Origin of the sequence: Paraglaciecola sp., from assembly GCF_030730205.1 — a bacterium.
Classification (GTDB): Bacteria; Pseudomonadota; Gammaproteobacteria; order Enterobacterales; family Alteromonadaceae; genus Paraglaciecola.
Genome location: NZ_JANQVQ010000246.1, coordinates 1 through 2,183 on the forward strand (window position 1 = coordinate 1; position 2,183 = coordinate 2,183).

At 45.3% G+C, this 2,183-nt stretch carries 1 protein-coding gene; it reads right to left on the bottom strand.

Annotated elements, in window-relative coordinates; all coding sequences use genetic code 11:
* Positions 1 to 128 precede the first annotated feature (128 nt).
* Positions 129 to 2,183, bottom strand: a 2,055-nt coding sequence (locus tag NWQ57_RS16255; protein WP_306023216.1) for a putative Ig domain-containing protein, incomplete at its 5' end; no start/stop codon positions are given.

Sequence of the window (2,183 nt, forward strand, 5' to 3'; positions counted from 1 at the left end):
GAGTCCTCGGAAAAAACGCCTTAGGTATCCTGAAACACAATTGACTATAGGCTAATATAATTTTCAATAGTGTAAAAAAGGGTTGATAACGTCATCAACCCTTTTGCGTTTTTACAGCGGACCAGTATTTACTGTTTGTAATACTTTTGCTGTATCGCTCGTGATTTCAACCCCGATTTTTTATACATCAATTGAGGCGTCACGCTCTGAGGTTGTTGAACTCTGCCACTAAAACCAAATATCCATTGATCGACTTCTTCGATGGTGATATTGCCCGCAGTATCCACTACAAAATCAAATGCGTGCCAGTAGTCGGTGATGTTCCCCTCTGAGGGCGAGAAAATTCGTGTTTGGGTGCCTACTTTCACTTCTACTCTTGTGGGAGAAATCAAAATATTGCCTAAACCACTGTATTCATGCACTACATATTGGTAACGACCAGCAAAGGGGAACGTTGGAATAGTAATAATTTCAGGACCATAACTGCTCGTATCATCGACGTCTAAATAGATGGTCGAATCTTCTACCGTAACCTCATCATTCGAGTAATAAACGTGAAACTCAGAGCTTGCTTCGGCATTGGCCGGCCCATAAAAATGGCTGTCTAGATCATCAGGCTCTTCACCCCATGTTAGCGTGACGGTTGCAGTAGCAGCAGAAAGTTCTAAACACGAGTCAAGTACTTCGTTGGTGTTACCGACATTCACCGTTAGGGTTCGGCTTTGATTGCCGTTAGAGCTATACAGTAAAACGGTGCTGTCCATCATCACTGGAATCGAAAAATTTCCGCTGGCGTCAGTCCTTGCTGTCGATTGGCCATTGTAAGTTCGACCAGTCGAACGAACTGTCGCATTTTCCAAAGGCGAACCGTCAAGATCTACCACACAACCTTCTATGAAAATCGTGGAGTAAACTTGATCTGCGTTCCAAGTGGTAAAGTGCCCCACGGTACCTGCATAAAAGGTTTCACCATTTTCAGTAGTCAGGTTCGCCGTGCCCTCTTCAACCCACGCGCCAGTTGATGAATCAAAGTAATAGAGAGGGATAGTGGCAGGTGGTGTGGTTGAGCTTTCACTCAACGGAATGCGAATGGTAACGGTTTGTCCGCTTTGCACATCAACAGCTGCACCAGCCGCGTCAGTTAAGATAACATCCATAGCGCCGAACGATTCTATAGGGACCAATTCATCACCATCTGTCGTTAACATATCCCCCGGCATCACGCTGATATCTCGGCTTGGGTCAATGACGGTTACTTGTGCGGTCACTTGTCCTTCGATTGGCATACCATCGGTACGTTCGAGCGTATTGGCTGAAAATGCTAATAGGTCGATTCCTTCATGAGTTAACGTGAAAGCTTGAGTTGGATCAAAGTTCATCGTTACATCGCTCGGTACCAAGGAAAGGAACTGATTAGATAAATCTGATCCACTGTTTAGCACCAAAGAGTAACTGGCAAATCCCGTACTGCTGGCTGATAGCGTCATCCGATCCGCTAAAAATCGATCAACTACACTAATGACATAGTCGCCATCAACTGTACTAGTTGCGGGGGCGCTCATTGCAGAGCCATTAGCCAAAACTAACTCAGCTGCTTCGATAAAATCACCTGTGAAATAGTTGGCTACTTTACCGCTAATTTGTTGGTATACGAGCGCATCAACAGCAAAACTAACAGGCACAGCGACGGTGCCATCTTCACCGCCGTCAGTAACATTGATTGTCACATCATATTTTGTTGATTGCGCTAATGCTGGAGTCCACTCAATTAATCCAGTTGACGAAATAGTCATACCCGTTGGAGCACCTACTAAGGTGTAGGTAATATCACTACCATTATTTTCATCATCGACATCGCTAACCGCGAGTTGTTGACTGAATGTTGCGCCGTTGTCCAAAGTGTAATCTGTGGCCAGGGCTTGAACGCTTAGCTGATCATTTACAGGGGTCACGGTGATCGTAAAACTTTGTTCAACATTTAAGGCGGTTGCGCTTGCGTCTTCAGCGACAACTACACTGACCTCACCAGAGCTTAATACACCCTCGGTTGGCGTCCAAGTGACTAAGCCTGAAGTGTCAATACTCATACCAGTTGGTGCATTGTTGAGGCTGTAAACCAAGACTTGCGCACTGTTGTCTGGATCGGAGGCACTTACTTGGTAAGAATAAGCGGTATCTTCAGT